This window comes from Alysiella crassa DSM 2578, assembly GCF_000745955.1.
In the GTDB taxonomy this organism is placed as follows: Bacteria; Pseudomonadota; Gammaproteobacteria; order Burkholderiales; family Neisseriaceae; genus Simonsiella; species Simonsiella crassa.
Genome location: NZ_JQKH01000033.1, coordinates 1 through 24,322 on the forward strand (window position 1 = coordinate 1; position 24,322 = coordinate 24,322).

The 24,322-nt window shown below is 46.3% G+C and carries 27 protein-coding genes and 1 pseudogene; 16 read left to right on the forward strand and 12 right to left on the reverse strand.

Translation table 11 applies throughout. The features are described 5' to 3' along the window. From Q338_RS06290 to Q338_RS06315, 6 genes are all read left to right on the forward strand, one after another. A partial coding sequence (locus Q338_RS06290) for a hypothetical protein (RefSeq protein WP_034293174.1) occupies positions 1–330 on the forward strand: 330 nt, incomplete at its 5' end. Next, positions 327–497 (forward strand): hypothetical protein, encoded by a 171-nt coding sequence (locus tag Q338_RS14450; RefSeq protein WP_156961048.1) that lies wholly within the window; start codon positions 327–329, stop codon positions 495–497. The genes Q338_RS06290 and Q338_RS14450, both read left to right, overlap by 4 nt. A 4-nt stretch (positions 498–501) precedes the next feature. Next, the gene (locus Q338_RS06295) at positions 502–849 is read left to right on the forward strand and encodes a hypothetical protein (RefSeq protein WP_034293176.1); all 348 of its coding nucleotides are present in this window, start codon (positions 502–504) and stop codon (positions 847–849) included. A gap of 55 nt (positions 850–904) precedes the next feature. Beyond that, the gene (locus Q338_RS06300; RefSeq protein ID WP_051968519.1) at positions 905–1,993 is read left to right on the forward strand and encodes a primase-helicase zinc-binding domain-containing protein; all 1,089 of its coding nucleotides are present in this window, start codon (positions 905–907) and stop codon (positions 1,991–1,993) included. Continuing rightward, entirely contained in the window at positions 1,986–3,821 is a 1,836-nt protein-coding gene (locus Q338_RS06305) for a DUF927 domain-containing protein (protein WP_051968520.1), read from the forward strand. The genes Q338_RS06300 and Q338_RS06305 overlap by 8 nt, the downstream gene beginning before the upstream one ends. Positions 3,822–4,190: 369 nt before the next feature. Continuing rightward, the gene (locus Q338_RS06315) at positions 4,191–4,556 is read left to right on the forward strand and encodes a hypothetical protein (RefSeq protein WP_034293182.1); all 366 of its coding nucleotides are present in this window, start codon (positions 4,191–4,193) and stop codon (positions 4,554–4,556) included. A gap of 103 nt (positions 4,557–4,659) precedes the next feature. On the opposite strand, the gene Q338_RS06320 is transcribed toward Q338_RS06315, so the two are convergent. Both Q338_RS06320 and Q338_RS14455 read right to left on the reverse strand, forming a co-directional pair. After that, positions 4,660–4,884: a hypothetical protein gene (locus tag Q338_RS06320; RefSeq protein WP_147293660.1), complete on the reverse strand. Its 225-nt coding sequence runs from the start codon at positions 4,882–4,884 to the stop codon at positions 4,660–4,662. A gap of 6 nt (positions 4,885–4,890) precedes the next feature. After that, positions 4,891–5,037: a hypothetical protein gene (locus Q338_RS14455; RefSeq protein ID WP_156961049.1), complete on the reverse strand. Its 147-nt coding sequence runs from the start codon at positions 5,035–5,037 to the stop codon at positions 4,891–4,893. A gap of 262 nt (positions 5,038–5,299) precedes the next feature. Here Q338_RS14455 and rpsP point away from each other — a divergent pair, with 262 nt between their 5' ends. The 5 genes from rpsP to Q338_RS06345 all read left to right on the forward strand — a co-directional run bounded on the left by rpsP (position 5,300) and on the right by Q338_RS06345 (position 8,081). Further along, entirely contained in the window at positions 5,300–5,548 is a 249-nt protein-coding gene (gene rpsP / locus Q338_RS06325) for a 30S ribosomal protein S16 (protein ID WP_034293188.1), read from the forward strand. Positions 5,549–5,551: 3 nt separating this feature from the next. Next, on the forward strand, positions 5,552–6,061 hold the full coding sequence (gene rimM, locus Q338_RS06330; RefSeq protein WP_034293191.1) for a ribosome maturation factor RimM: 510 nt from the start codon (positions 5,552–5,554) through the stop codon (positions 6,059–6,061). Further along, positions 6,061–6,801: a tRNA (guanosine(37)-N1)-methyltransferase TrmD gene (gene trmD / locus Q338_RS06335; protein ID WP_034293194.1), complete on the forward strand. Its 741-nt coding sequence runs from the start codon at positions 6,061–6,063 to the stop codon at positions 6,799–6,801. The genes rimM and trmD overlap by 1 nt, the downstream gene beginning before the upstream one ends. Before the next feature lie 26 nt (positions 6,802–6,827). Then, complete coding sequence (gene rplS / locus Q338_RS06340; RefSeq protein ID WP_034293196.1) at positions 6,828–7,196, forward strand: 50S ribosomal protein L19; 369 nt, start codon at positions 6,828–6,830, stop codon at positions 7,194–7,196. Positions 7,197–7,286: 90 nt separating this feature from the next. After that, positions 7,287–8,081 (forward strand): Cof-type HAD-IIB family hydrolase, encoded by a 795-nt coding sequence (locus Q338_RS06345; protein ID WP_034293198.1) that lies wholly within the window; start codon positions 7,287–7,289, stop codon positions 8,079–8,081. A gap of 50 nt (positions 8,082–8,131) precedes the next feature. On the opposite strand, the gene Q338_RS06350 is transcribed toward Q338_RS06345, so the two are convergent. Together Q338_RS06350 and Q338_RS06355 are read right to left on the reverse strand one after the other, a co-directional pair. Further along, a complete protein-coding gene (locus tag Q338_RS06350) occupies positions 8,132–8,680 on the reverse strand; it encodes a hypothetical protein (protein ID WP_034293200.1) in 549 nt (182 codons plus the stop codon). 131 nt (positions 8,681–8,811) lie between these two features. Further along, positions 8,812–9,438, reverse strand: a complete 627-nt coding sequence (locus Q338_RS06355; RefSeq protein ID WP_034293202.1) for a TetR family transcriptional regulator — start codon at positions 9,436–9,438, stop codon at positions 8,812–8,814. Between the two features lie 218 nt (positions 9,439–9,656). Between Q338_RS06355 and Q338_RS06360 the strand changes: the two genes are divergently transcribed. The 5 genes from Q338_RS06360 (at position 9,657) to Q338_RS06380 (ending at position 19,186) form a co-directional block, all read left to right on the forward strand. Further along, a complete protein-coding gene (locus Q338_RS06360; RefSeq protein WP_034293204.1) occupies positions 9,657–10,931 on the forward strand; it encodes an efflux RND transporter periplasmic adaptor subunit in 1,275 nt (424 codons plus the stop codon). Between the two features lie 9 nt (positions 10,932–10,940). Beyond that, positions 10,941–14,192 (forward strand): efflux RND transporter permease subunit, encoded by a 3,252-nt coding sequence (locus Q338_RS06365; protein WP_034293206.1) that lies wholly within the window; start codon positions 10,941–10,943, stop codon positions 14,190–14,192. Between the two features lie 200 nt (positions 14,193–14,392). Further along, positions 14,393–15,901 (forward strand): efflux transporter outer membrane subunit, encoded by a 1,509-nt coding sequence (locus tag Q338_RS06370; RefSeq protein WP_084693554.1) that lies wholly within the window; start codon positions 14,393–14,395, stop codon positions 15,899–15,901. Positions 15,902–15,964: 63 nt separating this feature from the next. Next, entirely contained in the window at positions 15,965–16,396 is a 432-nt protein-coding gene (locus tag Q338_RS06375) for an NUDIX domain-containing protein (protein WP_051968521.1), read from the forward strand. A 330-nt stretch (positions 16,397–16,726) separates the two neighbouring features. Next, positions 16,727–19,186 carry a heavy metal translocating P-type ATPase gene (locus Q338_RS06380; RefSeq protein WP_034293208.1) on the forward strand — a complete coding sequence of 820 codons (2,460 nt, stop codon included), beginning with the start codon at positions 16,727–16,729 and terminating at the stop codon, positions 19,184–19,186. A 56-nt stretch (positions 19,187–19,242) separates the two neighbouring features. On the opposite strand, the gene Q338_RS06385 is transcribed toward Q338_RS06380, so the two are convergent. From Q338_RS06385 to Q338_RS15000, 8 genes and pseudogenes are all read right to left on the reverse strand, one after another. Continuing rightward, positions 19,243–19,665 (reverse strand): YqaA family protein, encoded by a 423-nt coding sequence (locus tag Q338_RS06385; protein WP_034293209.1) that lies wholly within the window; start codon positions 19,663–19,665, stop codon positions 19,243–19,245. 61 nt (positions 19,666–19,726) lie between these two features. Further along, positions 19,727–20,053: a hypothetical protein gene (locus Q338_RS06390; RefSeq protein WP_147293659.1), complete on the reverse strand. Its 327-nt coding sequence runs from the start codon at positions 20,051–20,053 to the stop codon at positions 19,727–19,729. Between the two features lie 91 nt (positions 20,054–20,144). Beyond that, positions 20,145–21,389 (reverse strand): cytochrome c biogenesis protein CcsA, encoded by a 1,245-nt coding sequence (ccsA, locus tag Q338_RS06395; RefSeq protein ID WP_051968522.1) that lies wholly within the window; start codon positions 21,387–21,389, stop codon positions 20,145–20,147. Positions 21,390–21,770: 381 nt separating this feature from the next. Further along, positions 21,771–21,998, reverse strand: coding sequence for a hypothetical protein (locus Q338_RS06400; RefSeq protein ID WP_034293213.1), 228 nt, complete (start codon positions 21,996–21,998; stop codon positions 21,771–21,773). Between the two features lie 75 nt (positions 21,999–22,073). Next, positions 22,074–22,820 carry a 3-oxoacyl-ACP reductase FabG gene (fabG, locus tag Q338_RS06405; protein WP_034293215.1) on the reverse strand — a complete coding sequence of 249 codons (747 nt, stop codon included), beginning with the start codon at positions 22,818–22,820 and terminating at the stop codon, positions 22,074–22,076. A 54-nt stretch (positions 22,821–22,874) separates the two neighbouring features. Continuing rightward, positions 22,875–23,105: a hypothetical protein gene (locus Q338_RS06410; RefSeq protein WP_342345605.1), complete on the reverse strand. Its 231-nt coding sequence runs from the start codon at positions 23,103–23,105 to the stop codon at positions 22,875–22,877. A gap of 12 nt (positions 23,106–23,117) precedes the next feature. Then, positions 23,118–24,050, reverse strand: a complete 933-nt coding sequence (fabD, locus tag Q338_RS06415) for an ACP S-malonyltransferase (RefSeq protein ID WP_034293219.1) — start codon at positions 24,048–24,050, stop codon at positions 23,118–23,120. A 42-nt stretch (positions 24,051–24,092) separates the two neighbouring features. Next, a pseudogene (locus Q338_RS15000) lies at positions 24,093–24,322 on the reverse strand (hypothetical protein); the annotation flags it as partial.

Sequence of the window (24,322 nt, forward strand, 5' to 3'; positions counted from 1 at the left end):
CAATGGAAGCACGAAGCCCACATGAGAGAACGCATTAAAAACACAGGATTTTTTATGTTGGAAAACGGCTTGTATCGCGCCGTTAAGGTGGGCATTGACACCAGCCAACCCACGCGCAAATTGGAAACGCGTGATTTTGGCGATGTGGTGGAAACGCTGGTAACGCCACAAAACGCATTCAGGCAGCCTGAAACCCACCAGCCGCCACCACAAATCACCGTGATGGACACCGACCAAACCGACCCCGACCAAGACGACAACCCTATCACAATGGCAGAGCCACCGAAAAAAACCATTCGCCGCCGCGTAACAAGGAGTGCCACAGCATGAATTACTTTTTGCTTACTTTATTGATTTTAAATGTAGAAATGCTGATTGTTTTGGGCGTGTTTTTGTTTCGCCAATTCAGGCAGCCGCCGCGCCGCCGTTTTGTGAAGCCGCGCCGCCAAGCGGTAAACCCCCAAATTCGCCGCCTGTTACCTGATAAAAAGGGCTAATACGATGATTTCTAATATTTTACTTTATGGCGGTGGCGGTTTGATTGTGGGTTATTTATTGGGTGAATGGGCGAGTTATCAGCGTTACAGCCCTGTTGTGCAAGCCATTTCAGCGCAATTAGACGACACGCAAACGGAATTAGCCGCCGCCGAAAAGCAAATTGAAGCGCAAGGCGAAATTTACCGCCGTTTAGAAATGCGTTTGGCAAAAAATTTCAGCAAAAACAATCAGCAAGTAGATGATAAGGCGCAAGAAGTCGTGATGACACCCCCACGCCCTGTTATCCGCCCTGAATATCATCGGCGGCGCGTGCGCCAAGATGGTTTGTTGATTTCGGAAGTTCATTATTAACACAAAGGGGCGTGGGCGTGTTTTCGGCGCGTACGCCCTCTTTTCGGAGCGCAAAATGATGAAATCTCATCGTTATACCCTTGCCGATGTGAAACAGGCAGCTAATGGCAATTGGCATGCCATTTTGACGGCTTTGGGGGTATCGGAAACTTTGTTAAACAAAAACAAACATCAACCTTGCCCCGCGTGTGGTGGTAAAGACCGCTTTCGGTTTACGGATAATGGTGGGCGCGGTTGGTGGATTTGCAATACTTGCACACCCAAGGGTGGGAGCGGTTTTGATTTGTTAATGCTGGTGTTTGGCTGTTCGTTTGATGAAGCCTTGCAGCGTGTGGCGGGCGTATTGGGCATGAATGGCAATCATCAAGCCCCTGCTTTCAGGCTGCCTGAAAATAAAACACCACCTATTGACGAGAAAAAAGCGGAAATAGATGAGCGCAATCAATTGAAATTATTATCTATTTGGGATAATGCGCTGAATTGGCAGCATGACGATATTGTCCCCAATTATTTGCGTGGGCGCGGTATTCCTGAAGCGGAAAACTTGCCTTTTCATGATGATGGTTTGCGCTGTAGCCGTTTATTGCCGTATTGGCACAATGGGCGGTGTTTGGGGCGGTTTCCTGCGATGGTGGGGGCATTTCGGGCGGTTGATGGCGAATTAGTCGGCTTGCATTTCACTTATTTAATGAAAAAACAAGGTATTGTGAGCAAAGCCATTTTAAAAGACCCGCAAACAGGCGCATTGTTAGACGTGAAAAAACATCGGGCAATGTATTCAGGGGCATTGATGGGCGCGGCGATTCCGCTGTTCAGGCTGCCTGAACATGAGTTAAACGGGGTTTTGGTGGTGTGTGAGGGCATAGAGACAGCCGCCGCCATTCATTGCGTGAATGGTTTGAATGTGTGGGCGTGTGGCGCGGCTAATCGGGTGGCGGGTTTCAGGCTGCCTGATATGGTGCGCCGCCTTGTGATTATTGCTGATAACGACCCAAACGGCGCGGGTTTACAAGCAGCGCAAGCCTTGCAACGCCGTTACCAAGTTCCATTACAGGGCAATATTAAAATTTGGCAGCCTGAAAGTGATAACGATGTTTTAGACTTATTGGCGCGTGAAACGAAAGGGAAAGATTATCATGGATAAAACCATTAAATTAAATAAAAACAAAGAATTAAAAGAATTAAGCGAATTGGCAAACGATGGCGAAACTACGCCTTTAACGCCTTATTTTCGTTCTCTTTCTACAGGTTTGTTTTATCATGGTATTGGCGTGGATAAGCATGGAGTGGCGTTTGAAAAGCCGCCTGTGCGCGTTTCCGACCCTTTTCGCATTGTGGGACGTGGGCAAGATGTTGATGAGCGTGAATTTCGGGTAATTGAGTATCAGCGCAATGGGCGCGGTATGAAGCGTTTAGCGGCGTTTCCAATGGGATTAGTGGGGCGTAGTGATGGGGCAAGTTTTTTACGCGAAAAATTAGGCATTTGCATTAAAGAACGCCATAAAAATGAATTGTGGGATTATGTGCAATGGGAAGGTGATAAAACCGATTGGCAAGTGAGCGCAAAAGGGGGATGGACTGATGATACTTGCACGGCATACATTTTGCCAAGTGGTGAAATCATCGGGCAGCCTGAAAACAAAGTGATTTTTATCGGCGACACCAGCAAAAAAGCGGCTTACACCGCTTCAGGCAGCCTGAAAGATTGGCAAGAACAGATAGCGCGGTATTTGCGTGGTAATTCACGGCATTTGTTGGCATTGGGCGCGGTGTTTGCTTCCCCGCTTTTAGGCGTGTTGAAACAGGAAGGGGGCGGATTTCATTTTTTCGGGGACAGTTCTTCAGGCAAAACCCTGTTGAGCATGGTGGCGTTTTCTGCGATGGGTAACGCGGAAGCCTTAAAAGTGCAATGGAATGGTACAAGTTTGGCGTTTGATAATATTGCAGCCGCCAATAATGACGGCATTATTTTTTTAGATGAGCTTTCACAGGCAGAGCCAAAAGTGTTGAAAGATGTGGGCTATTCTATTTTCAATGGCAGTTCCAAATTACAAGGCGCGGCAATGGGCGGCAATCGGACACAGCTAAAATGGCGCGTACTTGCTATTTCTACAGGCGAATTTGATGCGGAACGCTTTTTGAAACAGGACGGCATGGAATGGAACGCAGGGCAAGCCGTAAGACTGCCCGCTATTCCCGCCGATTGCGGTAAAGGTTTGGGGACGTTTGATACTTTAAACGGCTTTGAGAGTGCGAGCGCATTAGCCTTGCATTTAGACCATGCTCATAAACGCATTTATGGCACGGCATTTCATGCGTTTATCACAGAATTAACCGCAAAAATGCACAGGCAGCCTGAAAAAATGTTGCAGCGAATTGGCGAGCTACAAACCGAATTTATGGCAATGTTGCCGCCCAAACTGGATAATCAACCCGCCCGCGCTGCCAAACGCTTTACGCTTGCGGCTGTTGCGTTGGAATTGGCGAGTGAATGGGGCATTACGGGCTACAATAAAGGCGTGGGTTTTGCTGGTGTATTGGCGAGCTTTATGGCATGGTACGAGCGAGACGGCAAAAGTAACCGTGAAGAACAGCAAATTTTGAAATCAACCTATGAATTTTTACAGGTGCATGGGCATAGTGAGCGGTTTTATCGCGTGGTTGGTCATTTGGAGATGGACAAACAGCCTCTTGTATCGCGCCATCATGCGGGCTTTATGATAATGACAGGTGGCGAAGAATTGCAGCCACGTTTTTTTATTAATGACGCTGTTTTTGAAGAAGAAATTTGCAAAGGTTTTGATGTACGTTTTGTGTGTAAAGTGTTGAGTGATTGTGGCTGGTTGAAGCGTGAATCGGATAAGCGTTTGAAATATAAGCTGCCTAATAAAATTTGCGACCAGCTTAATATTAAACACAGTACAAGAATGTATTGTTTAGATGGTTTTGAAATCCCAAACCATGAAAATTAAGCCCACAGGCAGCCTGAAAGCGCGGTTATCGTGTAAAACGAGCCGCGTTTTTTTGTATTTTAAAGTTTTGATTTTATTTATTAAAATTGTAATATATTGTTTTATAACAATATCCCAGTTAAATCCCACCAAAATCCCACTTTTTAAATTTTTAAATAATTGATTTAAAAATAAATTCCCACTAATCCCACTAATCCCACTCATTTTTTGTATTTAACTAAAAATAATACATGACAGCCTTATCTTAATCATTTAAAATCAGATAGATGGGTAATTTTATTTGCCGTTATGATTCAGCAAGGTAAAAATGGCGGTGGGATTGGTGGGATTGGTGGGATTTGGGTAAAACTGAATGAAAGTGAGTGAAAAATGATTGATGGTGTTTTGAGTGGAAAATTATTATTGCCACCGAAAACCATGTACACCGTGCGCGGTACAGAATACGTTATCGCCAAAATGACGGTGTACGGTTATGCAAATAGTAATTTGCAGGTGGAAAATTTAGATGGCGATATTATCGCGTTTGATAGAGCCGTTTGCGCGGAATTAAAAAATAAGAAACAAGGTGATGTGTTTTCCATACTTGGCACGATTACGCCGATTTTGAAAAAGAAACCATCTACAGGGCAAGAGTTACCGCTTACGCTTTACATTACCGCGCGGAAATTATACGATGGCTATGTAACCGACCAAGCGCGGGGCAAAGGGAAAATATTTCAGGTTTTGGGGTGTTGAAAAACGGGTTTCAGGCTGCCTGAAAATATTGAGACTTTGCAAAATGGGGGTATTTTTGGGGGTATTTTTAAAATTGATGAGAATTTTATTATTTAAAATCAGTTTATTGGGTATTTAATTCAAGTCTCGCTATCGCCCAATAAGCGCGTGCCGATACCACCAAATCAGCTTCACGATAAACATTGTATTTGGCATATTTATTCACGTTAATTAAATGCCCAAGTGTGGCGTGGTTTTCAGTTAAATCTTTGAAATATTGAGATTGTTTTTCTTTTACGGATTGCGCAATATCATCAGAACAGCGTTTCCAATGCCACCAAAATGCCAAAAGCAATCAGCCCCATCGCCACCGCCATTTATCCACAGCTTCGGGCGAAATGGGCGATGTTGGATTATCCCATTGCGGCAATTCGCCGCCCATTAGCAACCATGCGCCCACCATCGGAAAAGCACATAATGCACCCCATAAAAAGCCTTTCATGACACTATTCCACAAAAATAAGCCTAATTATCCAATAAAATAGAAACCCATACGCAGAAATAAAACCCAAATCCAAGCAAATACTCATTTTATTCACCAAAAACCAACATAGTGAGTTTGTTTTCTGTACGATTAAGGCAGCCTGAAAAATATTCCGCCACAAAATCCCCCGAAAATTCAAATAACACTTGCCTAAATTACCGTAAAGCAAGTAAAATTAGCGGTTTTCTATATTTAGCAATTTTTCCATAAGGAATTGACAATGGTAGTTATCCGTTTAGCCCGTGGTGGCTCTAAAAAACGTCCTTTTTACAACATCATCGTAGCGGACAGTCGTAGCCGCCGTGATGGTCGCTTCATTGAGCGCGTGGGCTTTTACAACCCAGTTGCTAATGAAAAGCAAGAGCGCGTTCGCATTCAAGCTGACCGCTTGAACCACTGGATTGGTCAAGGCGCACAATTGAGCGAAGCCGTTGCGAAATTGGTTGCCGAGCAAAAAATTGCTGCTTAATCCATGAGTGAAACACAAAACTGGGTAGCCATGGGCTATATCAAAGGCGCGTTTGGCGTGAAAGGCTGGCTGAAAATCCAGCCCAGCACCGAATACACCGATAGCCTGTTGGACTACCCTGAATGGCGTTTAGTCAAAGGCAAAGACGTACAAATTGCCGAAATTGAAGCAGGCAAAGCCGTTGGCGGCGAATTACAAGTGAAATTTAGCCACATCAACGACCGCGATGCCGCCGCTTTAATGCGCGGCTACACCATTGAAGTGCCACGCGAAAGTTTTGCCGAAACCGAAGAAGACGAGTTTTACTGGACAGATTTGGTGGGCATGCAAGTCGTGAACCGCGATGGCGTTGCTTTGGGTGAAGTGGTGAAATTGATGGAAACAGGCGCGCACGATGTTTTGGTGGTACGCGGCGAATACGGCGAAAAGCTGATTCCATTTGTATCCCATTTCATTGATGATGTGAACCAAGAAACACGCACGATTACCGCCGATTGGGGCTTGGATTACTGATGAATATTCAAGCCATTACGCTGTTTCCTGAAATGTTTGACAGCATTACCCAATATGGCGTAACGGGGCGTGCCCACAAGCAGGGCATTTGGCAATTTCGCGCCATCAATCCGCGCCAGTTTGCTGATAATAAGCTGGGCTATATTGACGACCGCCCCTTTGGTGGTGGCGTTGGCATGGTGATGATGGCAGAGCCTTTGTTTCAAGCCATTGAATCGGCAAAACAAAATCTTTCAGGCAGCCTGAAAGTGATTTATTTAAGTCCACAAGGTGCGCCATTGACACACAAAAAAGTTGTGGAATTGTCCCAATGGGATAATCTGATTTTATTGTGTGGGCGATACGAAGGTGTCGACGAGCGTGTGTTGCAAACGTGCGTGGACGAAGAAATCAGCATAGGCGATTTTGTCGTGTCGGGTGGCGAGCTGCCCGCGATGATGTTGATGGACGCGGTGTTGCGCTTGGTGCCTGATGTGTTGGGCGACATGGCTTCGGCGGAACAAGATTCGTTTGCCAATGGTTTGTTGGATTATCCACATTACACGCGACCGACTGAATTTCAGGGCATGGCTGTTCCCGATGTATTGAAATCGGGCAATCATGCGCTGATTGCGGAATGGCGATTCGAGCAATCGTTGCGCCGCACTTTACTGCGCCGTCCAGATTTGCTGGATGGGCGTGATTTACTCCCACAGGAAATCCGACTTTTAGACAAAATTCGTCAAGAAAGCAACGGATAAATCCATATCATAAATAGGAACTTAACATGAATTTGATTCAACAATTAGAGCAAGAAGAAATCGCTCGTTTGAATAAAGAAATCCCTGAATTTGCCCCTGGTGATACTGTAATCGTATGGGCGCGCGTGGTGGAAGGTAACCGCACGCGTTTGCAAGCCTATGAAGGCGTGGTGATTTCTCGCAAAAATCGCGGTTTGAACAGCAACTTCATCGTGCGTAAAATTTCTAATGGCGAAGGCGTTGAGCGTACTTTCCCATTGTATTCTCCACGCGTTGAGAAAATTGAAGTGAAACGCCGTGGTGATGTACGCCGTGCGAAATTGTACTACTTGCGTGGCTTGACGGGTAAAGCGGCGCGTATTAAAGAAAAATTGCCTGCGCGTAAACAAGGTTAATTTTGTTTTTATAATTAAAAACGTCCATTTAATCAATTGGTTAGATGGGCGTTTTTCTTTCAGGCTGCCTGAAAATGATTGGAGTAAACTATGTTTCAACCTAAAATTGTTTTTTTTGATATTGATGACACGCTGTGGGTGAAAGATGAACAGCGTATTCCCGAAAGTGCAAAAATTGCGCTAAAAAAACTGCATAATCAAGGGATTATCACGGCAATTGCGACTGGGCGCACGATTGCGGTGTTGCCTGAACCGATTTTGGCGTTGGCGCATGAGTGTGGGGTGGAGATGTTTGTGTCCATTAATGGTCAATATGTTGAATATAAAGGGGAAAAATTGGTTTCTTTCCCTTTGTCGGCAGATGTGGCGGCGAACACGGCGGCGGTATTTGCGGGGCAGGGGGTGGCTTATGCTTGTGTGGCGCGGTCGGGGATTTTTGTGTCGGGGCTGGACGCGCGTTTGCAAGATGCGGCGGGGGCGTTGAATTTGCCGTTTGGGCTGGACGCGGATTATTTTAAAAATCATGAAGTGTATCAAATGCTTGGATTTTTCCCGCAGGAAATGGATGATGTGATTTTGCCAAAATTGCCGTCTGCTTTGCGTTCTATTCGTTGGCATAAAAATGGTGTGGATTTGCTGGATAATCAAGGCTCTAAAGCGCGTGGGATTCAGGCTGCCTTAAATGTTTTGGGGCTGACGATGGCGGAGGCGATGGCGTTTGGTGATGAATTGAATGATTTGGAAATGATTCAGGCGGTGGGCTGCGGCGTGGCGATGGGCAATGCGGTAGATGAATTGAAAGCGGTGGCGGATTTTATTGCGCCGCGCATTGATGAAGATGGGATTTATCGGGCGTTGGTGGAATTGCAAGTGATTGATAAATAATGATTCAGGCAGCCTGAAAAGGTTTGGTAAAGGTTTCAGGCTGCCTGAATTTATTTTTCATAATGAAACGACAAAATCAGTGAAGTACGTTCCTTGCTGGGGGCTTGTTGCAATTGGTTTACCCAATCCATCACTTTATTGGGTGATTTGTTCAGCCCCGATACTTTGGCGCGAAGTTGGTAGAGCGTGATTTCGCGTGGGGGCAAATTGGCTAATTCTATGTCGGTCAATCGCTCGTAATCGGGTGGATTGTCGTCTATGTGCAATTCTAATATGTTTTTATGTGTTTGAATAATATGAATATCTTCCCATGCAATAAATTGGTTAAGCATATTTTGTGTATGGGTTTGGTCTTGGCGTTCTGTGGGGTAGTGGAATTGTATGCCGTGTATGCTTAGGCTGATTTTGGCTGGGCGGCGTACGATTTTAATCAGCATAATCAAGCAGATAATGCCACTTGCCAACGTCATGCCTTGAATCAGGTTGGTGTTATCGCTGTGTGTTTGTGTCCACCATGCGCAGCCGAGTGCGCAGAGTAGGGCGATAAGCGCAAGAACAAAAAAGGGCAATCGGTTGGCGTATAATTTGATTTCATTCATGTGCAAAATGGTCAGAATCTAACATAGGGCGAATTGTGCGATTGATTGCCAAATTTTGCAATGACTAAAAATGACTAAATCAGGCAGCCTGAAAGGTTTTTCAGGCTGCCTGAATTTATTTATTTGATAAATTAAGATGTTAGCAAAAGTGGGCTATTTTGCAATGTGGCAAAAGTCGCATCAATGCTGCGCTCAGCGTATTGAACAAGGTCAAAACGCTGCGATTGAAACACCCATAATTTCATTAAACCAACAAAATTGCTTTCTAAATAAAGTGTTGCAAATTCTATATCAATATTTTGTGGCAATTTACCCTGTTGGTGGCACAGTTTTACCATTTCGGTAATACGGGTAAGAAACATACCATGATATTTCTCGGTAAGTGCGGTAATGGTTTCGTTGTAGGGGGTACGCTCGCATTTCATGTGTAGCACATTGCAGAATTTGCGATGAATTTCATCTTCTGCAATGTGGCGCAGGGTGGTGATTAATTGGTTACGCAAGTAATCCCAAGCATTTTCAATGACTTGTTGATTATTTTGTTCGGGAAAAATATTTTGAAAAGTGTATTCAAACAGTTCTTCAAACAATTCTTCTTTGTTTTTAAAATGCCAATACAATGCGCCGCGAGTAACACCTGCTTCTTGTGCGATTTCTTGTAAGGTACTGCGTGTTACACCTTGACGGTAAAAAACTTCTAAAGCCGCTAATAATAGGTGCTGACGCGTTTTCATGGATTCAATTTTGGTTTTACGCATAATCTGTTGAAGTAAAATGAAGAAAAATGTATTTTTGTTACAATTGCAATTAATTTGGTGTGAAATTTCGCAAAGTTATTTAAACGCATTCACAAGTGTATGTATAATACGCGTATCTCGAATGATTAAATAGTCGGCGGCTTGAAAAGTTTTGCAAACTTTCAGGCTGCCTGAAAGTTTTTATTATATTTTGGATTCAAAAACCCTTAGGAAGCAATATGACAGCAATTCAACCAAGGCGAACTCTGTGGCGTTTGGCAGCCATCGCTGTGGCAACTTCTTTGACTTTGACCGCTTGCCCCAATAAAGTGGAAGAAATGAAAAAAGAACAACGCAGCAAAATGGCACAGCTAGAGCCTACTATTAATGTGTTTACCGTGCAGCCACAAAATATTTTATTGGAAAATAATTTACCAGGACGTTTGGAATCAGTGCGTACAGCAAATATCATGCCACAAGTAAACGGTATTGTGAAACGCCGTTTATTCCAAGAAGGATCAGTGGTAAAAGCTGGACAACCACTTTATGAAATTGATGATGCTACTTATCAAGCTAATTTGCAAAGTGCTCAAGCTAGTTTATTGCAAGCACAAGCCGCATTAGCCAAAGCCAATACTGATGTGGAACGTTACACTCCTTTGGTGCAGGCAGACGCGATTAGTAAACAGGAATTTGATGCTGCTGTTGCCGCCAAACGCTCGGCAGAAGCACAGGTGGCTGCTGCACAAGCTGCAATTAATGTAGCAGAAGTAAGCTTGGGATACACCAAAGTGTTTGCACCAATTACTGGACATATTGGACAGTCCTTAGTTACCGAAGGTGCGTTGGTAAATGCAAATAGCACAAAAATGGCAGTCATCACGCAAAACGACCCGATGTATGTGAACATCACGCAATCGTCTTCCGATATGCTGAAATTGAAACAGCAATTGATGAACGGTCAAAAAGTACAAAATTCTGAAGTGGCTGTGGGCTTGACTTTGGAAGACGGCTCGGAATATCCGCACAAAGGGCGTTTGATGTTTGCTGACACAACCGTTGATGAAAAAACGGGTCAAGTAACCATACGCGCGGCGATTGCCAATCCGAATCAGATTTTGATGAATGGTATGTATGTGCGTGTGAATTTGCCTTTGGCGGGGATTTTGGGTGCGTTCCCTGTGCCGCAACGTGCGGTTACGCGTGGTAAAACAGACAGCGTGATGTTGGCAAAAGAAGACGGCACACTTGAGCCGCGCACGGTCAAAGTCAGCGGTCAAAAAGGCGATTTTTGGATTATTACCGAAGGTTTGCAAGCGGGTGAACGTGTGGTGATTGACGGCACGATGTCGGCTGGTATGTTGGGGATTAAGAAATTTAAATTACAAGAATGGCAGCCTGAACAAGAAGGCAATGCCCCTGTTTCAGGCAGCCCTGAATCTGCCCCAGCCGAATCCACTTCCGAACCTGCTACCGCGCCGACTACCGAAGAAGCCGCATCTGAAGCACAATAAGGATAGGTTATGGCAAAATTTTTTATTGAACGCCCTGTGTTTGCCTGGGTAATTTCCATCTTTATTATTTTGGCTGGTGTGATTGCGATACGCAGTTTGCCTGTGTCGCAATATCCGTCTGTGGCTGCGCCGTCCATTACGCTGAATGCCACTTACCCAGGTGCTTCGGCACAAGTAATGGAAGACAGCGTACTTGCCGTGATTGAACGCGCGATGAATGGTATTGAAGGTTTGGATTATATGTCCACTTCTGCTGATTCTAGCGGTTCAGGCAGCGTGTCGCTGACGTTTAAATCGGGTACCGATGAAGACATGGCACAGATGAATGTGCAAAACAAATTGTCTGAAATCACGTCCACGCTGCCTGCAACGGTGCAACAATATGGTGTGAGTGTCTCCAAATCACGTTCTAATTTCTTAATGGTAATTATTTTGAAATCGGAACAAAAATCTTTGGACGACATGGCAGACTATGCCCAACGCAATGTGATTCCCGAATTGCAACGCTTGGAAGGCGTGGGCGGTGTACGCATGTTTGCCGCGCAACGTGCCATGCGCGTGTGGGTAGACCCCATCAAGCTCAAAAGCTATGATTTATCATTTGCTGATGTGTCTGCCGCGATTCAAGCGCAAAACGCGCAAATTTCCGCAGGTAGCTTGGGTTCATTGCCTTCTACTGAAGGGCAAACCATTACGGCAACCATTACTGCACAAGGTCAATTGAGTACCCCAGAAGAATTTGGCAATGTCATGCTGAAAACATCTGCCAGTGGCGCAAATGTGTATTTGAAAGACGTGGCGCGTGTGGAATTGGGTACAGAAAGCTATGCTGCCAGCACCCGTTTGAATGGCACGCCTGCGGTGGGTATGGCGGTAATGTTGTCCAATAGTGGTAACGCGACCGCCACCGCCAAATTGGTACGCGAAAAAATGGACAGCCTGAAAACCTATTTTCCTGCTGACATGACTTGGGCAGCACCGTACGATACATCTAAATTTGTGGACATTTCCATTCAAAAAGTGATTATGACTTTGGTGGAAGCGATGGTTTTGGTGTTTATCGTGATGTTTTTATTTTTGCAAAACTTGCGTTATACCCTGATTCCTGCGATTGTCGTGCCGATTTCGCTGCTGGGTGGTTTTGCAGGGATTTACTATTTGGGCATGTCCATTAATGTGCTGACCATGTTTGCCATGGTGCTGGTGATTGGTATTGTGGTGGACGATGCGATTGTGGTGGTGGAAAACGTGGAACGCATTATGGCGGAAGAAGGTTTACCGCCCATGAAAGCCACGCAAAAAGCCATGAGCCAAATTTCAGGTGCGGTAATTGGTATCACGGCGGTGTTGATTGCCGTGTTTATTCCCTTGATGTTTTTTAGTGGCGCACAAGGTAAGATTTTTACCCAGTTTGCTGCGACTATGGCGTTGGCGATTGGTTTCTCCGCGTTTTTGGCTTTGACTTTAACGCCTGCTTTGTGTGCGACCATGTTGAAACCGATTAAACATGGTCATCATGAGAAAAAAGGCTTTTTTGGTTGGTTTAACCGCAAATTTGATAACACGAATAAGCGTTATAAAGGTTGGGTAGAAGCTTGTTTGCGTCGTTCAGGCAGCCTGATGATTACTTGGTTGGCTTTAACGGCGGGTGCGGCTTATGTTTACACGACTTTGCCCAGCTCGTTTTTGCCAGACGAAGATTCGGGTAACTTGATGGTGATTGCCCAATTGCCATCGGGCGCAACCAAAGCGCGTACCGATGTAACCATTGAAGCATTGGAAAAAACCGCCATGTCTTTCCCTGAAGTGCAGGATATTATTACTGTATCAGGGTTTAGTTTTGGTGGTAGCGCACAAAATATGGCTATGGGCTTTGTGATTTTGAAAGATTGGGACGAGCGTCTTGCCATGAGCAAAAGCGAGCCATTTATGAAACGCATGATTGCTGGCGATATTTTGCATGACGCGACCATTGTGGTGCAAAAATTAACAGGCGCATTATTAACAGGTTATGTAGATGGCAAAAAATTACCCGATGACCATTTGGTGCGAGATGGTTTTACTGTTTCCATCAATCCGCCCGCGATTCGTGAATTAGGTAATGGCGGCGTAGAGTTTTACATTCAAGACCGCAACAATATGGGTCATGACGCTTTACTTGCCAAACGCAATCAATTGATGGGCAAAATGGCTGAAAGTGGTCTGTTTGCAGACACGCGCCCTGATGGTTTGGAAGATGCGCCACAATTGGAATTGACCATTGACCGCGAAACGGCTGCGGCGCAAGGCGTGAGTTTGGGCAGCATACGTTCTACATTGGCGATTGCTTTGGGTGGTTCGTATGTCAATGATTTCCCGAATAATGGTCGCCTGCAAAAAGTGATGATACAAGCCGAAAACACGGCGCGTATGCAAGACGAAGACATTTTGAATTTGCCTGTGGTGAATAATCAAGGTGTTGCCATTCCCTTATCCACTTTTGTGAAAAAAGAATGGAAAGTGGGCATGCAGCAGAGTTTGCGTTTCAATGGTTACCCTGCCATGAAATTAAGCACAAAACCTGCTGGTGTGTCTTCGGGTGTGGCGATGGCTGAATTGCAAAACATCATGAATGAAATCGGCGAAGGCAATTACAGTATTGAGTGGGCTGGACAATCTCGTGAAGAAGCCAAAGGTTCATCGCAGATTGCGATTGTATATGCTTTGGGTTTGCTGGCGATTTTCTTGGTGCTGGCGGCTTTGTATGAGAGCTGGTCTATTCCTGTGTCGGTATTGCTGGTTGCGCCTTTGGGCTTTTTGGGCGTGGTGCTGGGGGTGTGGATGCGAAATCAGTTTAATATGAGCATGGGCATTCCGATTACTTATGCGGAAGACATTTATTTCCGTGTGGGTATGATTACGGTGATTGGCTTGAGTGCGAAAAACGCGATTTTGATTGTGGAATTTGCGCGTGATTTGCAAGAAGAAGGCAAAACCGCGTTTCAGGCTGCCTTGGAAGCGGCGCACTTGCGTTTCCGCCCGATTTTGATGACATCGTTTGCGTTTATTTTGGGCGTGGTGCCGTTGTATTTCTCGTCTGGTGCGAGTGCGGCGAGCCAACGCGCGATTGGTACAACGGTGTTTTGGGGCATGACCATTGGTACGCTGTTGTCGGTGTTTTTTGTACCTGTATTCTATGTGCTTATCCGCAGAATATTTAAGGGCAAACATCAGATGCGTAATGCACGAGAAGCCGCCACAGACGCTGGTTTAGCACAATAATTGACGTAATAGAAAACATGGTTTGTCGGTTGGGTTTACATCATCTAACCGTCAAACCATGTTTGTTATCAGATAAGTGTTGTACACTTTCAGGCTGCCTTAATAGTACACGGCAATGCTTAATTTTTCAGATAACCTTATTTTTGTAGGGTAGTGAAAGGCAGCCTGAAACAATATTTTATTTTAAGGATAATTCAATCATGAAACTAAAACCCATCACCCTTGCTGCTGTTTTGCTGATTTCCCTGTCGGCGTGTAAATCCATCAAACCAGTTGTAGAACTCGCTCCCGAATACGAACAACCTACCGTTGCCGTTCCCGAAACCTTTGCGTTTGATTTGCCTGCTACTGAAGCGGCGAGCATTCAGGCTGCCTCTTTGGGTTGGCGCGATTATTTTGCCGACCCACGTTTACACGCCCTGATTGAATTGGCATTGAAAAACAACACCAATTTACGCACGGCAGCCTTAAATGTGGAACAAGTACGCGCCCAATACGCCATCACGCGCACCAGCCAAGAAATGCCCAATATTTCAGGCACAGCAGGCGCAACCCGTAGTGGCGCACTCGCCCACACAGGCACCAACCGCTTCAATATCGGCTTAAGCACGGGTTATGAATTAGATTTGTGGGGACGCGTGAAAAACAGCAGCGAAGCCGCATTAGAAAGCTATTTCGCCACCGCCGCCGCCAAAGACGCAACCCATTTAACGCTGATTTCCCAAGTTGCCAAAGCGCATTTAAACGAATTGTACGCACAAGCGGCAATGGATTTAGCCAAACGCACCTTGTCCAGTTATGAAGAAACCTACCGTTTGGCGAAAATTCGCCATCAAGCGGGCGTGATTTCGGCGGTGGATTTACGCGCCCAAGAAGCACAAATTGAAAGCGCGAAATCCACTTACGCAGGCGCGGTGCGTGCGCGTGAACAAGCGCGTAATGCATTGGCTTTACTGATTAATCAGCCCATTCCCAAAAATTTGCCCAAAGCCAAATCCTTATCGCAACAATTTAAAATCAATAATTTACCCGCAGGTTTGAGTTCGCAAGTTTTGCTCAATCGCCCCGATATTCGTGCGGCGGAACATCAGTTGCGCCAAGCAAATGCCAATATTGGCGTGGCGCGCGCCGCGTTTTACCCGAAAATCAGTTTAACAGGCACATTGGGTTTAATCAGCCCACAATTGGGTAATTTGTTCCAGACCAACAAAGGCTCGTGGTCGGCGGGTGCGAATTTGTCTGTGCCGATTTTTGATTGGGGGACGAATAAAGCCAATTTAGAAGCGGTGAAAATTGAGCAACAGAAAAAAGTGGTGGCGTATGAAGCGGCGGTGCAATCGGCGTTTAAAGATGTGGCGGATGCGTTGGTGGCGCGTGCGGCATTGGCGGCACAATTTGAATCGGTGTCAGCACAACGCAAAGCCTATAATGAGCGTTTGCGCCTGATTCATTTGCGTTATAAACACGGCGTGGCGAGTTCTTTGGATTTGCTGGACGCGGAACGCAGCAGCTATAATTCCGACAATGCAGTTTTGAATACGCAATTGAATTTGTTAGAAAATTTGGTTGATGTGTACAAAGCATTGGGCGGCGGCTTGAAGCGTTACACTACAGACGCACAGGATTCGGTGGGTGTACGCGCGGCGATGGCAAACACGCCATCATCGCAACAAGAAGTGTATGTGCCAGCCAATGTGAAAGCGGAATAATTTTGAATGTTACAGGCAGCCTGAAAACGGTTTTCAGGCTGCCTTGATATTAGGAAAATAAATATGTTAGAAAAACCAATTACTACCGTTGTGGCAGGCATTGTGTTTAATGCGCGTGGCGAAGTGTTGTTGAGTTCGCGCCCAGCAGGGAAAGCGTATGCGGGCTATTGGGAATTTGCGGGCGGCAAAGTAGAGCAGGGCGAAACGCTGCTCGCCGCGCTGCAACGCGAATTCCACGAAGAACTCGGTATAGACATTCAACACGCGGATTTGTGGCAAGAAAAAATCCATGCTTATGAACACGCGACTGTGCATTTGCATTTTTTTGTGGTTTTGCCAACGGATTGGTCGGGCGAATTGAAGGCGCGTGAAGGTCAGCAATGGGCATGGCAATCGCCGCAAAATTATACGGTTGCGCCGATGTTGCCAGCGAATGCGGCTTTATTGGCGGAAATTGGCGAATTTGCGCGGCAGCAGAATTTTCAGGCTGCCTGAAAGTACACGACAATTGTGTGATGACGTAGGCTGGTGGTAAGTGTCGCGCAAGCGACACGCACCCCAGCAACGCCAAAATTGTTGTGGAGCTGGGGTGCATTCCGCTACGCTTTATTTACCCCAGCCTACGCAAAAATCAGGCAGCCTGAAAATGGTGGGTGCAAGCACCCACCCTACACAAGTCATTTATTTTCATAGAATTTTCAATTTTTCTTATCCCAAATTCACTATAATTTATGGCAACCATTAGCCGTGTACAATCCACCCCACATCACATTCCGCTATAATTGCCCATCTTTCATTAATTATTATTCAGGCAGCCTGAACATTATGTCTCGTGAATCATCATCTTGTTTCCATTGCGGTCTTCCCGTTCCCGAAAATACCCATTTGCCGATTATTTATGAGCAACGCGAAGAGCCAGCGTGTTGCGCGGGCTGTCAGGCGGTGGCGCAGGGGATTATTGACGCAGGTCTCGGCAATTATTACAAAAATCGCACCGCAGACGCGCAACAAGCCGTGTTGCCGCCCGATGAAGTCTTGGCACAATTGAAATTATACGATTTGCCCGAAGTGCAAGCGGAATTTGTGGAAACGCTGCCTGAAAATGAAAAAGAAGCCATGTTAATGTTAAGCGGCATTACTTGCGCGGCATGTACATGGTTGATTGAACAGCAATTATTGCGCCAAGCTGGGATTGTGAAAGTGGAGCTGAATTACAGCACCCAGCGCGTGCGTGTGCGTTGGGATGACACGCGTGTGCAGCTTTCGCAGATTTTGCAATTGATTCAAAAAACAGGTTATTCCGCCGCGCCCTATGACGCGCAAAAAGTAGAAGCGCAAGCGGTGGCGGAACGCAAAAAATTGCTGATTCGCATGGCGGTGGCAGGATTGTCCAGCGCACAAACGATGATGTTTGCCATGCCCACCTATTTATATGATGATATTGAACAACAGTATTTGACGATTTTGCATTGGGGTGGATTTTTGATGGCATTGCCCGCCATTTTGTATTCGGCGCAACCGTTTTATCGGGGCGCGTGGCGCGATTTGTGTCATCGGCGCACGGGCATGGATACGCCTGTGGCATTGGCTTTGTTGTTGGGGTTTGCGATTAGTGTGTACGCGTTTGTACAGGGGGCGGCGGCAGGTATGCACTTTGAGAGTGTGTCTATGTTTGTGTTTTTCTTGCTGATTGGGCGATTTATGGAATTGACCATGCGCCATAAAGCTGGGGACGCGGCGGAACGCTTGGTGAAATTATTGCCCGCATTTTGTCATAAAATCATAGATTTGGATAATGAAACCACGCAGGAAGCTCCCGTTGTTTCGCTGAAAGTGGGCGATGTGATTGCGGTGCGTGCGGGCGAAATTGTGCCTGTGGACGGAATCGTGTTGCGCGGCACCAGCGAGTTAAACGAAGCCATGCTCACGGGCGAAAGCGTGCCAATTGTCAAAGTTTCAGGCAGCCGCGTAACGGCTGGTACGCTGAATGTGAGTAGCTTATTGATTATTCAGGCGGAACAAGTTGGCAATCAAACGAAATTGGCGCATATTGTCAAATTGCTAGACCGCGCGTTGGCGCAAAAACCGCGTTTGGCGGAATTGGCGGAACGCTATGCGGCGCGTTTTACTTTGGCGATTTTGGCGTTGGCGGCGATGACGTTTGCCTATTGGGTGTGGCGCACGGATGTGCCGCAAGCCTTGTGGGTTACGGTGTCTTTGTTGGTGATTACTTGTCCGTGTGCTTTGGCGTTGGCGACTCCTGCGGCGTTGGCGGCGAGCATGGGGCGTTTGGCGAGTGTTGGGGTGTTGGTGGCGCGAGGTCATGCTTTGGAGACTTTGGCGCAGGTGTCGGACGCGGTGTTGGACAAAACAGGTACGCTGACGGAAGGCAAATTTTCGGTGAATCAATTTGTGAATTTTTCAGGCAGCCTGAAAGATGGGGAGGTCATTGAAATTGCACAATTATTAGAGCAGAATTCGGAACACCCGATTGCGCGAGCGATTTTGGCGTTCAGGCAGCCTGAAGATAATTTGGGCAAATCGGCGATTCAAATTGCGCAAAAATTAAATAAAATTGGACACGGCGTATCCGCGCAAATCACTTTGCACGGACAAACGCAGATTTGGGCGATTGGCAAACCTGATTTTGTGGCAGAAATTGCGGGCAATCCGCCACCTGAATTAGATGAATTGGCAATACGTGGTAGTCTGATTGCTTTGGGGAATCAGACGGGTTTTCAGGCTGCCTTTTTATTACACGATACGGTACGCGCAGATGTGGCGACAATGTTGGCAAAATTACGCCAACAAAACATAGATTTGCATATGGTGAGCGGCGACAATCACGCCGCCGTATCGCAATTGGCGCACGAGTTGAATATTGCCCATTATGGCGCGGGGGCGTTGCCCGAAGACAAATTGGCGTATGTGCAAAATCTGCAAGCGAGCGGCAAATGTGTTTTGATGATGGGCGACGGGATTAATGACGCGCCTGTGTTGGCTGCGGCGAATGTGTCGGTGGCGGTGGCAGGCAGTGCCGATGTGGCGCGTGATGGCGCAGACGTGGTGTTGTTAAACGAAGATTTATCTGTTTTGCCTACTATTTTGGCGCAGGCGAAACGCACACATTTGATTATTCATCAGAATTTGTGGTGGGCATTGGGCTATAATGGGGTGGTGGTGCCGTTGGCGGTGATGGGTTGGGTTACGCCTTGGGTGGCGGCGATTGGCATGAGCGCGAGTTCTTTGTTGGTGGTGGGCAATGCGTTGAGATTGCGGAAATAAGGTTTAGGCAGCCTGAAAGGTTTTCAGGCTGCCTGAAAATCTCATTTAAATATCCATTAAATCAAAAATTTATCCAACCCAGCCCACAAAATTCCATACCGAAAACTTTTCCCCAGCAACAACATCAGCGTACACGCCCAAGCATTCAATCTCAACCACCCCGCCGCAATCGGCAACATATCGCCCACCATCGGCACCCACGCCCAAAACAGCGACCACGCCCCCCATTTTTTCAAATAATTTAAGGCTTTGGGGTTGATTTTGTGGATTAAAAAGCGTTCTGGCAAAAATCGCCCCATCGCCCACGACACCACGCTGCCCAAAGTATTGCCACTCACCGCCACCCAAAAAATCAAAACGGCATGTTCGGGAAACGCACGATACGCCGCCCAAAATGCCGCTTCCGATGTGCCAATCCACAAGGTCGCCGATGTGAATGCGGATAGCCACAAAGCCCATAAAGTCGCTTCTAAAGTCATGTTGATGGTCTCAAATAATTTTCAGGCTGCCTGAAAATGTAGTGCGCACCAAATTGTCTCATTATGTGATAAAGACATCATATTGATAAACATCTTTGTCGTGAAAATAGTGAATAAAATGCTTGAATGTGTCTTGGGTATAACTATTGAGATGAGAAATCGGGCTATTTAATATGTTTTCTAACTCTTTGCTTAACAATAAAATTTCTGTACCAGTTATTCTGTTCTCATCTTCATCATCAACTTGTTCCAATAATCGTTGCAAAATGGGGCATTGTTCATTCAACATTTTTCTATCTATTTGTGTCAAAAAACTGGAAAAGCTGCCTAAATGAAATGTTTCGGACACATCGTCATGCTTCGCAAAAATCATCATCACTATGCTCATGAGTTGAACCTTTTTTACTATTCGGTTGTGTTGATTGCTTTTCAGGCAGCCTGAAAAGCGATATTTTCACTTTCAGGCTGCCTGAAAATTATTACAAACTGCCGTATGAATGCAAACCCGTTAAAAACATGTTCACGCCCACAAACGCAAATGCCGTAATGAACAAGCCAATAATCGCCCACCACGCCAGCACCTTACCGCGCCAGCCAGCCACCAAGCGCAAATGCAGCCAAATCGCATAATTCAACCACACGATAAATGCCCAAGTTTCTTTCGGGTCCCAGCTCCAATAGCGTCCCCAAGCGTCTGCCGCCCACAATGCGCCCAACACGGTGGCAATGGTGAAAAACAAAAATCCCACCGCAATGGCTTTGTACATCGCTTCTTCAATTTGGGCGGCATCGGGCAGCCATTTTACGCCGCGCAATGCCAACAGTTCCGCCACACCAAACGCCGCCGCCATGCAAAACGCACCATAGCCAATAAAATTGGCTGGCACATGAATTTTCATCCACCACGATTGCAAAGCAGGGATAAGTGGTTGAATTTCATGCGCCCCACGTTCCCAACTGTACCACAGCGTGAATGCCACCAAAGCCACCATAATGGTGTACACAAACACGCCCAATTTGTGCATGGTGAATTTGCGCTCATAATACAAATACATCAAACCCGTAATCACCATAAACAAAATAAACACTTCATACAAATTGGACACAGGGATATGCCCCGCGTCTGGGCGCAACAAATAGCTTTCGTGCCAGCGCACCAGCAAACCCACAAAGCCCGCAAACGCCGCCGACCACGCCAAACCCGAAGCCATGCCCAGCAACAAATTCGGTTGGGGCGAAACGCCATTTTCAGGCAGCCTGCGTTCTTGTTTCCACGCCACGATTGCACCCAAAGCGTACAAAATAAAAGCAAAAATCGTTAAAGCCGATTGCCACATAATCGCCGATTGGCTGCTCAACAAATAGCGCAACAAAAATTTGCCTTGTGGCGGTTCGCCAGCGTGGGCGATGTTGCCGTTGTACAAGCCCACCGCCATGTATGCCAAAGCCACGCTGCCCAAAATAAACCAACGCATGGGCTTGAAAAACCAACCCAAAGCGGTGGCAATGGCGGCACTTGTCCACAAAATGGCGACTTCATACACGTCCATGTGGTGCGGCATTTTGATTTGCACCAGCACGGCAATCGTCAAAATCGCCAGCGCAAACAGCCAATCGGTGATGTTTAGGGTTTTATACCACGATTTTTCTTGCAATAATTCATGTTGGGGAAGGGGGCTGTTTTCAGGCAGCGTTTTGTTTAGGGTGGTGGAGTGTTCAGTCATTTTTTAATACCTTGATATATAGGGGCAAATGACAATTCATTTTACACTTGCGTTTGCATCAAAAATCGCCCATTTCTGCGTTAAAAATGCTTATCAGGTGTCGAACCTGACGCGCATTTTTGCCTTGAAATAGTCGTTTTTGCTGACAAAATCAAGGTGCAAAACAAATTGTCATTCGCCCCTAAAATAATTTAAAAAATATGGTTTGCCTGAACAAAACATTCAGGCAGCCCGATAGTTTACAGTAAAAAAAACTTTCAGGCTGCCTGAAAAATGGTTTTTGAAGATTAAATTTATGGGGGGAATTGATTTCAGGCTGCCTTGTGTTGATTAAAAGAATAAAAGGCAGCCTGAAAAGCGGTTTTCAGGCTGCCTGAATCTTTATTCATGGGAATCTGAATGGGGTTTTTCAATAAATTTTTTGTGTAAAAAACCAATCAAATCAAAAAAAAGACAAATCGCCACCGCTAATGCCACTACCATCAACATAATCAGCCAAAATCTCATTTCTGCCATGATAATCATATAGCCCAGAAAATAAGCCGATAAAGCGGTGGTGATAAAACGATTACCAAAAATCCGTTTTAACAATAATTTGAATTTTGCCATGATGGGATTTCCTTTCGTCAATGTAGCTTGGGTTGCTAAACCCAACACTTTCCCTTTTCAGGCAGCCTGACAAACTCACGGCATTAACATACCGCCATTCACATGCAAAGTTTGCCCCGTAATGTAGCTGGCTTGCTCGGAAGCCAAGAATAAAACGGCATTGGCAATATCTTGCGCTTGCCCAAATTTGCCCAGTGCGGTTTGATTTTCAAACATTTTGCGCGTTTCTTCGGGCAAGGCGCGGGTCATGTCGGTATCAATAAAACCAGGGGCAACGCAATTGACGGTAATGCCGCGACTGCCCACTTCACGCGCCAAGGATTTGCTGAAACCTTGCAAGGCGGCTTTGGCGGCGGCGTAATTGGTTTGCCCTGCATTACCCATTGTACCAACCACAGACGTAATCGTGATAATGCGACCGCTACGCTGTTTCATCATACCACGCAATACGGTTTTGCTGGCGCGGTAAACGGATTTCAGGTTCACATTCATGATGTCGTCCCATTCATCGTCTTTCATGCGCATGAGCAAATTATCGCGTGTAATGCCTGCGTTATTAACCAAAATGTCCAGTTTGCCAAATTCTTTTTCAATTTCGCCAATCAGGTTTTCAATCGCGCCATCGTCTGCCGCGTTCAAGGCGCGACCTACGCCCTTCCATTGCGCCAAACGCTCGCCAATCGCCGCCGCGCCGTTGTCAGAAGTCGCTGTGCCAACCACGGTTGCGCCTGCTTGCGCTAAAGTGTCCGCAATCGCCGCGCCAATGCCACGAGATGCACCCGTTACCAAAGCAATTTTTCCTGTTAAATTTTGTGTAGTCATCGTTTCAAATCCTTGTTTTTAATTGGATAATGTGTTTTCAGGCTGCCTGAAAATTCAATAATTAATATACACCAACCACCCCGTCAGCCAGCTCAAGCCCAACCATACCAGCAATTTCAGTTCTGCCCACATATCTTCGTCCCATTTGCCTTGAAACAAGCTAATCACATCAGGCGTAAAATAAAATTTCACGCAATGGACAAACTCGTCCCAATCGCGAAACAAAATGTAAAACAACATTGCAGCCACCAATAAACCCGCGCCAATAGACCAGAACATTGTCATGTTTTACCCTTTTCAGGCAGCCTGCGCCGCGATAAATTGTTCCACCGCCGCTTGCGAAGTCAAAGCCGTGCAAACCGCGTCCTTGTGAATGCGTTTCGCCAAACCTGCCAACACTTTGCCGGGGGAACATTCCGCCGATTGGGTAACCCCTTCATTTGCCAACACATTTACCGTTTCTGTCCAACGCACGGGGCTGTACAATTGGCGCACCAGTGCGTCTTTGATTTGCTCGGGGTCGTTCACGCTCGCCACGTCCACATTATTAATCACGCGAATTTCAGGCTGCCTGAAAGCCACATTCGCCAAATAATCCGCCAATTTATCCGCCGCAGGTTTCATCAGACGACAATGCGATGGCACCGACACAGGCAAAGGCAAAGCCCGTTTCGCGCCCGCTTCTTTGGCGGCAGACATGGCGCGTTCCACCGCCGCCGCGTTGCCCGCAATCACGATTTGCCCCACCGAATTGTAGTTTACCGCTTCACACACTTCGCCTTGTTCTGCTTCCGCGCAGATTTGGCGGACTTGTTCGTCTTCCAAACCCAAAATTGCCGCCATCGCGCCTACGCCTTGTGGCACGGCGGATTGCATTAACTCGGCGCGTTTGCGAACCAATCTCACGCCATCGGCAAAATTCAGGCTGCCTGCCGCCACCAAAGCCGAATATTCGCCCAAACTGTGTCCCGCCAACGCCACAGGTTTCGCGCCACCAGCCGCCAAATACGCGCGGTAAGTCGCCACGCCCGCCGCCAACATCAAAGGTTGCGTGTTTACTGTTTGCGCGATGATTTGCTCGTCATCGCCGTTCATCATTGCCCACAAATCTTGATTGAGCGCGGCAGACGCTTCATCAAACGTGTCTTTCACAATTTGCACGCCGTCAAAGCCTTTCATCATGTTCAAACTTTGCGAACCTTGTCCTGCGAAAAAAAATGCAAATGCCATCGTCATTTATCCTTATCTTTATAGAACCTGTATTCGTAAGATTTATAGCTTGATTTTATTGATAATTCTTGCGAATACAAGGCGGCTTTTTATGCCAATATTGAACATATTGGCGTGGAAAGCCAACGCAGTAGGCGCATGAAGTAGCGATAAAAGCAAGCTATAGTCGCAGAACTGAAAAAGCAGTACGGCGTTGCCAACGCCCTTATGTACTATTCGTACACGGCGGGCGTTGTCGCCTTGTACTGCATTTTCATTTCTACGACTATATT

Coding starts and splice junctions, on each gene's coding strand:
- Q338_RS14450 (WP_156961048.1), top strand. CDS start 327: ATGAATTACTTTTTGCTTACTTTATTGATTTTAAATGTAGAAATGCTG.
- Q338_RS06295 (WP_034293176.1), top strand. CDS start 502: ATGATTTCTAATATTTTACTTTATGGCGGTGGCGGTTTGATTGTGGGT.
- Q338_RS06300 (WP_051968519.1), top strand. CDS start 905: ATGATGAAATCTCATCGTTATACCCTTGCCGATGTGAAACAGGCAGCT.
- Q338_RS06305 (WP_051968520.1), top strand. CDS start 1,986: ATGGATAAAACCATTAAATTAAATAAAAACAAAGAATTAAAAGAATTA.
- Q338_RS06315 (WP_034293182.1), top strand. CDS start 4,191: ATGATTGATGGTGTTTTGAGTGGAAAATTATTATTGCCACCGAAAACC.
- Q338_RS14455 (WP_156961049.1), bottom strand. CDS start 5,037: ATGAAAGGCTTTTTATGGGGTGCATTATGTGCTTTTCCGATGGTGGGC.
- rpsP (WP_034293188.1), top strand. CDS start 5,300: ATGGTAGTTATCCGTTTAGCCCGTGGTGGCTCTAAAAAACGTCCTTTT.
- rimM (WP_034293191.1), top strand. CDS start 5,552: ATGAGTGAAACACAAAACTGGGTAGCCATGGGCTATATCAAAGGCGCG.
- trmD (WP_034293194.1), top strand. CDS start 6,061: ATGAATATTCAAGCCATTACGCTGTTTCCTGAAATGTTTGACAGCATT.
- rplS (WP_034293196.1), top strand. CDS start 6,828: ATGAATTTGATTCAACAATTAGAGCAAGAAGAAATCGCTCGTTTGAAT.
- Q338_RS06345 (WP_034293198.1), top strand. CDS start 7,287: ATGTTTCAACCTAAAATTGTTTTTTTTGATATTGATGACACGCTGTGG.
- Q338_RS06350 (WP_034293200.1), bottom strand. CDS start 8,680: ATGAATGAAATCAAATTATACGCCAACCGATTGCCCTTTTTTGTTCTT.
- Q338_RS06355 (WP_034293202.1), bottom strand. CDS start 9,438: ATGCGTAAAACCAAAATTGAATCCATGAAAACGCGTCAGCACCTATTA.
- Q338_RS06360 (WP_034293204.1), top strand. CDS start 9,657: ATGACAGCAATTCAACCAAGGCGAACTCTGTGGCGTTTGGCAGCCATC.
- Q338_RS06365 (WP_034293206.1), top strand. CDS start 10,941: ATGGCAAAATTTTTTATTGAACGCCCTGTGTTTGCCTGGGTAATTTCC.
- Q338_RS06370 (WP_084693554.1), top strand. CDS start 14,393: ATGAAACTAAAACCCATCACCCTTGCTGCTGTTTTGCTGATTTCCCTG.
- Q338_RS06375 (WP_051968521.1), top strand. CDS start 15,965: ATGTTAGAAAAACCAATTACTACCGTTGTGGCAGGCATTGTGTTTAAT.
- Q338_RS06380 (WP_034293208.1), top strand. CDS start 16,727: ATGTCTCGTGAATCATCATCTTGTTTCCATTGCGGTCTTCCCGTTCCC.
- Q338_RS06385 (WP_034293209.1), bottom strand. CDS start 19,665: ATGACTTTAGAAGCGACTTTATGGGCTTTGTGGCTATCCGCATTCACA.
- Q338_RS06390 (WP_147293659.1), bottom strand. CDS start 20,053: ATGAGCATAGTGATGATGATTTTTGCGAAGCATGACGATGTGTCCGAA.
- ccsA (WP_051968522.1), bottom strand. CDS start 21,389: ATGACTGAACACTCCACCACCCTAAACAAAACGCTGCCTGAAAACAGC.
- Q338_RS06400 (WP_034293213.1), bottom strand. CDS start 21,998: ATGGCAAAATTCAAATTATTGTTAAAACGGATTTTTGGTAATCGTTTT.
- fabG (WP_034293215.1), bottom strand. CDS start 22,820: ATGACTACACAAAATTTAACAGGAAAAATTGCTTTGGTAACGGGTGCA.
- Q338_RS06410 (WP_342345605.1), bottom strand. CDS start 23,105: ATGACAATGTTCTGGTCTATTGGCGCGGGTTTATTGGTGGCTGCAATG.
- fabD (WP_034293219.1), bottom strand. CDS start 24,050: ATGGCATTTGCATTTTTTTTCGCAGGACAAGGTTCGCAAAGTTTGAAC.